The organism is Streptomyces altiplanensis, assembly GCF_053591575.1.
Map to the genome: position 1 here is coordinate 1 of NZ_JBSFUB010000036.1, position 6,728 is coordinate 6,728.

General features: G+C 74.0%; 6 protein-coding genes and 1 pseudogene. 3 read left to right on the forward strand and 4 right to left on the reverse strand.

Going from position 1 to position 6,728, the window contains the following annotated elements:
- Both ACWD0Y_RS17730 and ACWD0Y_RS17735 read right to left on the reverse strand, forming a co-directional pair.
- On the reverse strand, nucleotides 1-152 hold a 152-nt coding region (locus ACWD0Y_RS17730), incomplete at its 3' end, for a hypothetical protein (protein ID WP_450261312.1).
- Entirely contained in the window at nucleotides 153-353 is a 201-nt protein-coding gene (locus ACWD0Y_RS17735) for a hypothetical protein (RefSeq protein WP_093802747.1), read from the reverse strand.
- 189 nt (nucleotides 354-542) lie between these two features.
- Between ACWD0Y_RS17735 and ACWD0Y_RS17740 the strand changes: the two genes are divergently transcribed.
- Nucleotides 543-851, forward strand: coding sequence for a hypothetical protein (locus tag ACWD0Y_RS17740; RefSeq protein ID WP_450261265.1), 309 nt, complete (start codon nucleotides 543-545; stop codon nucleotides 849-851).
- 82 nt (nucleotides 852-933) lie between these two features.
- Here ACWD0Y_RS17740 and ACWD0Y_RS17745 read toward each other — a convergent pair.
- Both ACWD0Y_RS17745 and ACWD0Y_RS17750 read right to left on the reverse strand, forming a co-directional pair.
- A pseudogene (locus ACWD0Y_RS17745) lies at nucleotides 934-1,197 on the reverse strand (type B 50S ribosomal protein L31); the annotation flags it as partial.
- 53 nt (nucleotides 1,198-1,250) lie between these two features.
- Complete coding sequence (locus ACWD0Y_RS17750) at nucleotides 1,251-2,270, reverse strand: GlxA family transcriptional regulator (RefSeq protein ID WP_450261266.1); 1,020 nt, start codon at nucleotides 2,268-2,270, stop codon at nucleotides 1,251-1,253.
- Nucleotides 2,271-2,341: 71 nt separating this feature from the next.
- Here ACWD0Y_RS17750 and ACWD0Y_RS17755 point away from each other — a divergent pair, with 71 nt between their 5' ends.
- Together ACWD0Y_RS17755 and ACWD0Y_RS17760 are read left to right on the forward strand one after the other, a co-directional pair.
- Nucleotides 2,342-3,640: an MFS transporter gene (locus tag ACWD0Y_RS17755; protein WP_450261267.1), complete on the forward strand. Its 1,299-nt coding sequence runs from the start codon at nucleotides 2,342-2,344 to the stop codon at nucleotides 3,638-3,640.
- 113 nt (nucleotides 3,641-3,753) lie between these two features.
- Nucleotides 3,754-6,728, forward strand: a 2,975-nt coding sequence (locus ACWD0Y_RS17760; RefSeq protein ID WP_450261268.1) for an nSTAND1 domain-containing NTPase, incomplete at its 3' end; no start/stop codon positions are given.

Here is a 6,728-nt window from a genome sequence, read left to right on the forward strand (position 1 = left end):
GTCAGCTCGGGCAGTTCGAGGTCGTCCCGCCCGTGCTCGCCGATCTTCTCCAGGCGGCGTACGACGTCGTACCCGAGGTAGCCGACCATGCCGCCCCGCACAGAACGGTCTGTGCGGGGCGAAGTGCGTGAGTACGGTGGCTGTCGCGGCAGCTAAGGAAGCTGTATGTCGAGCGCCGAGCGGCCCTCCTTCTCCAGCCGGCGCCGCGCCCACTCCAGGGTCTCCGGAGTCACGTCGCGTCCCGAGGAAAGCACCAGGTCCTCGGGCGTGACGTCGTCGGTGGCGCCGGTGTGCAGCAGCCTGTCAGGAGTCGCCTCCGCCGGGTTCAGCTTCGAAACGGATTCCTCGCTCATACCGCCTCCTTGTTTCATCGGTCGATCGGCATTCTGGTTCCCGCGTACCGGGACCGCATGCGGTGAACATCCCTCGTCCCTGTGCCCCCTGTGCCGTTCTTCCGTTCCGGATGCGAGGGGCGCCCGCCTGCGGGAGCGTGGGCATCATGGGCAGCACCATCGGGCCGGACAAGGCACGGAGTGGAACACATGAGCGAAGACAACGTGATTCCTCCCGAGGACGACGGCGTCCTGGACGCGCAGGACACCCTCGAGAGCGACGACCTGGAGTACGACCCGCTCGACGCGGGCATAGCGCCCCCCGAGCACTGGTCGCCCGCGGAGTTCTTCGGCAACACCGCGGAAGAGGCACGCCGGGGCGAGTCGCTGGACCAGCTTCTCTCCGAGGAGGAACCGGACATCGATCCGGACGCTCCGGAGGAGGACGACGAGGACGACGAGCTCAAGGGCCTGGACAACGAGCTCGAAGTGCTCGACGAGGAACTGGAAGACATGTGACCCTCGGCTAGCCGGGCGACTGGCCCTGACCGGCCGGACCGCCCCGGCCGTCATGCCCGCCGTTCCCGTCCTGCCCGCCCTGCCCGCCCTCCCCCTCCTGTCCTCCCTGCCCGTACCGCCGCTCGAACTGCGCGATCCGTCCCTCCGTGTCCACCGTCCGGGCCCTGCCGGTGTAGAACGGGTGGCTCTCCGAGGAGATCTCGACATCGACGACGGGGTACGTGTTGCCGTCGTCCCACTCGATGGTGTTCTCACTGGTGGCCGTCGACCGGGTGAGGAACGCGTATCCCGCGGCCCGGTCCCTGAAGACCACCTCGTGGTAGGAGATGCTGGCATCCGGCTTCACATTGGCTCCTCGCCTCGTTGTACGGGCGTACGCGCCGTACGGGCCTTCTCAGGCTAAGCCGGACCGCGCCCGTCGGCATCCGTCGCCGTCACGCCCCTGAAGGTCGCGCGGTAGGCGCTCGGCGAGACGCCCAACGCGGCATGCAGGTGCTGGCGCAGCGACACCGCAGTGCCGAAGCCGACCGCCGCCGCCACCCGGTCGACCGGCAGGTCCGTCTCCTCCAGCAGGTGGCGGGCGCGGTCGACGCGCTGTCCGGTGAGCCACTGGAGTGGTGTCTGCCCGGCCTCCTCGCAGAAGCGGCGGGAGAAGGTGCGGGTGCTCATCGCGGCGCGGTCGGCGAGCTCGCGCAGGGTGACGGGGCGGTCCAGATGCGCCAGCGCCCAGGTGCGGGCGGGCTCCGTGGAAGAACGGTGCGCGGCGGTGACGGGGCGCGGGATGTACTGCGCCTGGCCGCCGTCGCGGTGCGGCGGGACGACCGTGCCGCGGGCCACCTCGTTGGCCACCCGTGAGCCGTGGTCGGCGCGGATCATGTGCAGGCACAGGTCGACGCCGGAGGCGACGCCGGCGGCCGTGAGCACGCCGCCCTCGTCGGTGTAGAGCACGCCGGGGTCGACGCGCACGTCCGGGTGAAGCCGCTGGAGGTCGGCGGCGGAGCGCCAGTGCGTCGTGGCCCGCTTGCCGTCGAGCAGTCCGGCCGCCGCGAGGACGAAGGAACCGGTGCAGATGGAGGCGATGCGCGCGCCGGGGCGGATCCGGGCGATCGCCTCCGCCAGCCCGGGCGGCAGGTGGGGGGCGGCGCGGGGCGTGTAGTCCTCGTCGGAGGCCGGGACGATCACGGTGTCGGCCTCGGCGAGGATGTCCGTACCGTGCGCGACGCGGACGGTGACGTCGGCGTCCGTGCGGACGTCACCGGGCTCCGGTGTGCAGGTCAGGACCTCGTAGAGAGGCTCGCCGCCGGACGAGACGGCCTGTCCGAACAGCCGGTGGACGATGCCCAGCTCCATGGTGAGCAGCCCGTCGCGCACCAGGACGGCGACACGGTGCGGATTTCCTGAACTCCGGAAGGTCGGCATGGCGAGATTCTTTCATACCATGGCGATCTCGCCACTGTTGCGGGCCGGACCAGTGACGCAGGGTCGGACGCATGGTCGAGATCCGATTCACGAGGAGTCCGCACGAACGTCCGCCGGTACGGGCACGGGTGCACCGGGCCTGGCTGGTCGCCGCCGTCGCCGCCGTCGCGATCGTCGCGGCCGGGGCCTTCACCACCATGGCGGGGCTGCTCGTCGGCCCGCTCCACCGGGAGTTCGGCTGGTCACGCTCCACGATCGGGCTCGGCGCGTCCGTGAACATGGTGCTGTACGGCCTGACCGCGCCGTTCTCGGCCGCCCTGATGGACCGCTTCGGGATGCGCCGGGTCGTGGGCGGCGCCCTGGCGGCCGTCGCGGCGGGCGCGCTGTGCACCACGGCGATGACCGAGCCCTGGCAGTTCGTGCTCTCCTGGGGCGTCCTCGTCGGTACGGGCTGCGGATCGATGGCGATGGCGTTCGCCGCGACCGTGACCGACCGCTGGTTCGCACGCCGCCGGGGGCTGGTCACCGGCGTGCTCACCGCGGCAGGCGTGTTCGGGCAGTTCGCGTTCCTGCCGCTGCTGTCCTGGACCGTCGAGCGGTACGCCTGGCGCGCCGCCGCCGTGACGCTCGCCGTGGTGGTCCTGGTGGCCCTGCCGCTCGTACTCCTGCTGCTGCGCGATGGTCCGAAGGATGTCGGACTACGGCCGTACGGAGCCGCGGAGCACACCGCGAGTGCTTCCCGGGAACGGCCCGCGCCCGTTCCCGGGGCGGCGCGGCGGACCGTTCGTGTGCTCGCGCGGTCCGCGCGCACCGGTCCCTTCTGGCTGCTCGCGGGAACGTTCGCGATCTGCGGCGCGTCGACGAACGGCGTCATGTGGACGCACTTCACCCCGGCGGCGCACGACCACGGAATGCCCGCCACGGCCGCCTCGTCGCTGCTCGCGGCGATCGGCGTCTTCAACGTCGCGGGAACCGTCGCGTCGGGCTGGCTGACCGACCGTCTGGACCCGCGGCGCCTGCTCGCCGCGTACTACGCACTGCGCGGCCTCACCCTGCTCGTCCTGCCCCTGCTGCTCACGGCGGAGATCGGGGCGCCCCTGGTCGCGTTCGTCGTCCTCTTCGGACTGCTCGACGTCGCCACGGTGCCGCCGACGCTCGCGCTGTGCCGGGAGCTGTACGGCGAGGACAGCGCGATCGTGTTCGGCTGGACCGGGGCGGCGCACCAACTGGGCGCGGGACTGGCCGCGTTCACGGGCGGCGTGGCCCGGGACGCGTTCGGTTCGTACGATCCGCTGTGGCTGGGCACCGGCGCGCTGTGCGGGGCGGGCGCGCTGCTGGCGCTGCTGGTCGCGCGGACACGGACGGCGTGAGGATCCGGTTGCCTACCCCGCCCTCGGGGCTCGTAAGCCGCAGCGGCCAGAATTCAGGCAAAAGCCTTACCAGGTAAGGAAACTGACCGTAATGGGCCTGTACGGTGCCCCGCATGGACGGGGTCCGGGGCGCATGCTCCTTCGGGGAAGAACTACGGCGTCTGCGGAGCGAGCGCGGTATCTCGCTCACGGCGCTGGCCCGGTCGATCCACTACAGCAAGGGTTATCTGAGCAAGATCGAGAACGGTGGCAAGCCGCCGACACCCGATGTGGCCAGGCGCTGCGACGAGGCACTGGACGCGGGCGGCCGCCTGGTGCGGCTGGCGGCCGGCGTACCGTCCGCACGGCGGCCGACGGCGCCGCCGCTGCCCGGGCCGGCCGACGCCGTGTGCCCCTACCGGGGTCTCGCGGCCTTCGGACCCGAGCACGCGCAGTGGTTCTTCGGACGGGAGCGGGCGACGGCCGAGCTGGTCGGGCGGCTCGCCGAACGGGCCGGCAGCGGGCCGCTCGCCGTGGTCGCGTCCTCGGGGGCGGGGAAGTCGTCGCTGCTGCGGGCCGGCCTGGTGCCGGCGCTGCGGCGCGGCGCGCTGCCGGTCGAGGGGTCGAGCGGCTGGCCGGTGGTGGTGTGCACGCCGACCGCGCATCCGCTCAAGGAGCTGCTGCGGTGCGTGGCCGGGGCGCTGGGGGCGGAACCCGGGGTCGGCCCCCAGGCGCTGCGGGCGCGGCCCCGGCAGCTCGCCGACGCCGTACGGCCCCTGCTGGCGGCGGGGCCGGGACGGCTGGTGCTGCTGGTGGACCAGTTCGAGGAGACGTTCACGCTGTGCGCGGACGAGGCGGAGCGGCGCGCCTTCGTCTCGGCGCTCTGCGCTCTCGCCACCCCCGCCGAGGGGGACACCGGCCGGCCGCCGGGCGTCGTGGTGCTGGGTGTACGGGCCGACTTCAGCGGCCGGTGCCTCGACCACCCGGAGCTGGCGGCCGTCTTCTCGCACGGCCTGTTCGCACTCGGCCCGATGACCGGCGCCGAACTGCGCGAGTCCATCACGCGGCCGGCCGAGCGCGCGGGGCTGTCCCTGGAGCCGGGCCTGGTCGGGCTGTTGCTGCGCGACGTGGGGGCCGGGGGCACCGGCCGGGGCGGCCAGGACGATCTCGCGCCCGCGTCCCCCGGCGCGCTGCCCCTGCTCGCCCACGCGCTGCTGGTCACCTGGCAGCAGCGTACGGACCGCACACTGACCGTCGCGGGATACGAGACGACGGGCGGCATCCACGGGGCGGTCGCGCGGACGGCCGAAGACGTGTTCACCCGGCTGCTCCCCGCCGAGCAGGAGATGGCGCGGCGGGTGCTCGTGCGGCTGGTCCAGGTCGGCGCCGGGGACGGCGGTTCCGCCGGGGGCGGGGACGGCGACGCGGTGACCCGGCGCAGGGGGAGCCGCGAGGGGATGCTCGCGCAACTGCCCGACCGGCGCGGGGTGGAGGCGGCGCTCGACGCGTTCGTACGGGCCCGGCTCATCACCGTCGACAGCGACGCGGTGGAGATCACCCACGAGGCGCTGCTGCGTGCCTGGCCCCGGCTGCGCGGCTGGATCGGCGCCGACCGGGCCGGGCTGCTCGTCCACCAGCAGCTCGCCGAGGCCGCCGCCGAGTGGGTGCGCGAGGGGCGCGACGCCGGGCTGCTCTACCGGGGGACGCGGCTCGCCGCCGCGCGGGAATGGGCGGACCGGACCGGCCGCAGGGCCGAACTCACGGGCCAGGAGGCCGAGTTCCTCGACGCCTGCCGGGCGGAGGAGGCGAACAGGCAGCAGGCCGAGCGGCGCCAGGCCCGCACCCACCGCAGGCTGCTGGCGCTGCTCACGGCGCTGCTGGTCCTGGCGCTCCTCGCGGGCACGGCGGCGTTCCACCAGCGGTCCCGGGCCTTCGACGAGCGCCGCGTCGCCCAGTCCCAGGCGATGGCGGTGCGGTCCGGCGCCCTGGCGTCCGGGCAGCCCGAGGCATCGATGCGGCTGGCGGCCGAGGCGTACCGCACCGCGCCGACCACCGAGGCCCGCGGCGCGCTGCTCAGCACGCAGGCGCGGTACTTCGCGGGCCGGCTCGGCGGGCACACGGGACCGGTCAACGACGTCGCGTTCAGCCCCGGCGACAAGCTGCTGGCGTCGGCCAGTTCGGACGGCACGGTACGGCTGTGGGCGGGGGCGGACCACCGCAGCCCCGTGGGCACGCTCACGGGCCACGGCGGTCCGGTGATCGCCGTGGCGTTCAGCCCCGACGGGCGGCTGATCGCGTCGGCGGGCTCCGACGGGACGGTGCGCCTGTGGGGCGTGACGGACCGCCGGCCGGCCGGAACGCTGCTGGGCCACGGCGGCGCCGTACGGTCGGTCGCCTTCGGCCCGGGCGGGCAAAGCCTCGTGTCGGGTGGCGCGGACCGTACGGTGCGCCTGTGGGACGTGGAGCGCCGGCGGCTGCGGGCGACGCTGCGGGGGCACGGGGACGACGTGCACGGGGTCGCCTTCAGCGCCGACGGACGCAGCGTCGTGTCGGGCGGCGCCGACCGTGCGGTCATGCTCTGGGACGTGGCCGGCCGGCAGGTGCGGGCGACGCCGAGGTCGACGCTGCGGGGGCACAGCGACGGCGTGCTGGGGGTGGCCTTCAGCCCCGACGGGGACAGCGTCGCTTCGGGCGGCGCGGACCGTACGGTCAAGCTCTGGGACGCACGCCGCCCCCGGATCCGGGCCACGCTCACCGGGCACAGCGACGACGTCAACGCGGTGGCGTACGGCGCGGACGGGACCATCGTCGTGAGCGCCTGCGGGGACGGCACGGCGAAGGTGTGGGACACCGCGAGCCACCGGGTGACCGCCACGCTGGCCGGGCACACCGATTACGCACTGGGGGCCGCCGTCAGCGGCGGCAATGTGGTGGCCACGGCGGGCTTCGACCGGTCGGTGGTGCTGTGGGACCTGGACAGGGCGGCGCTCACCGCGCGTCCCTTCGCCGAGGCATGGCAGTCGGCGCTCTCGCCGGACGGGCGGCTGCTGGCGTCGGCGAGCGTGGACCGTACGGTCAAACTGTGGGACGTACGCCGCCACAGACTCCT

Coding starts and splice junctions, on each gene's coding strand:
- ACWD0Y_RS17735 (WP_093802747.1), bottom strand. CDS start 353: ATGAGCGAGGAATCCGTTTCGAAGCTGAACCCGGCGGAGGCGACTCCT.
- ACWD0Y_RS17755 (WP_450261267.1), top strand. CDS start 2,342: ATGGTCGAGATCCGATTCACGAGGAGTCCGCACGAACGTCCGCCGGTA.
- ACWD0Y_RS17740 (WP_450261265.1), top strand. CDS start 543: ATGAGCGAAGACAACGTGATTCCTCCCGAGGACGACGGCGTCCTGGAC.
- ACWD0Y_RS17750 (WP_450261266.1), bottom strand. CDS start 2,270: ATGCCGACCTTCCGGAGTTCAGGAAATCCGCACCGTGTCGCCGTCCTG.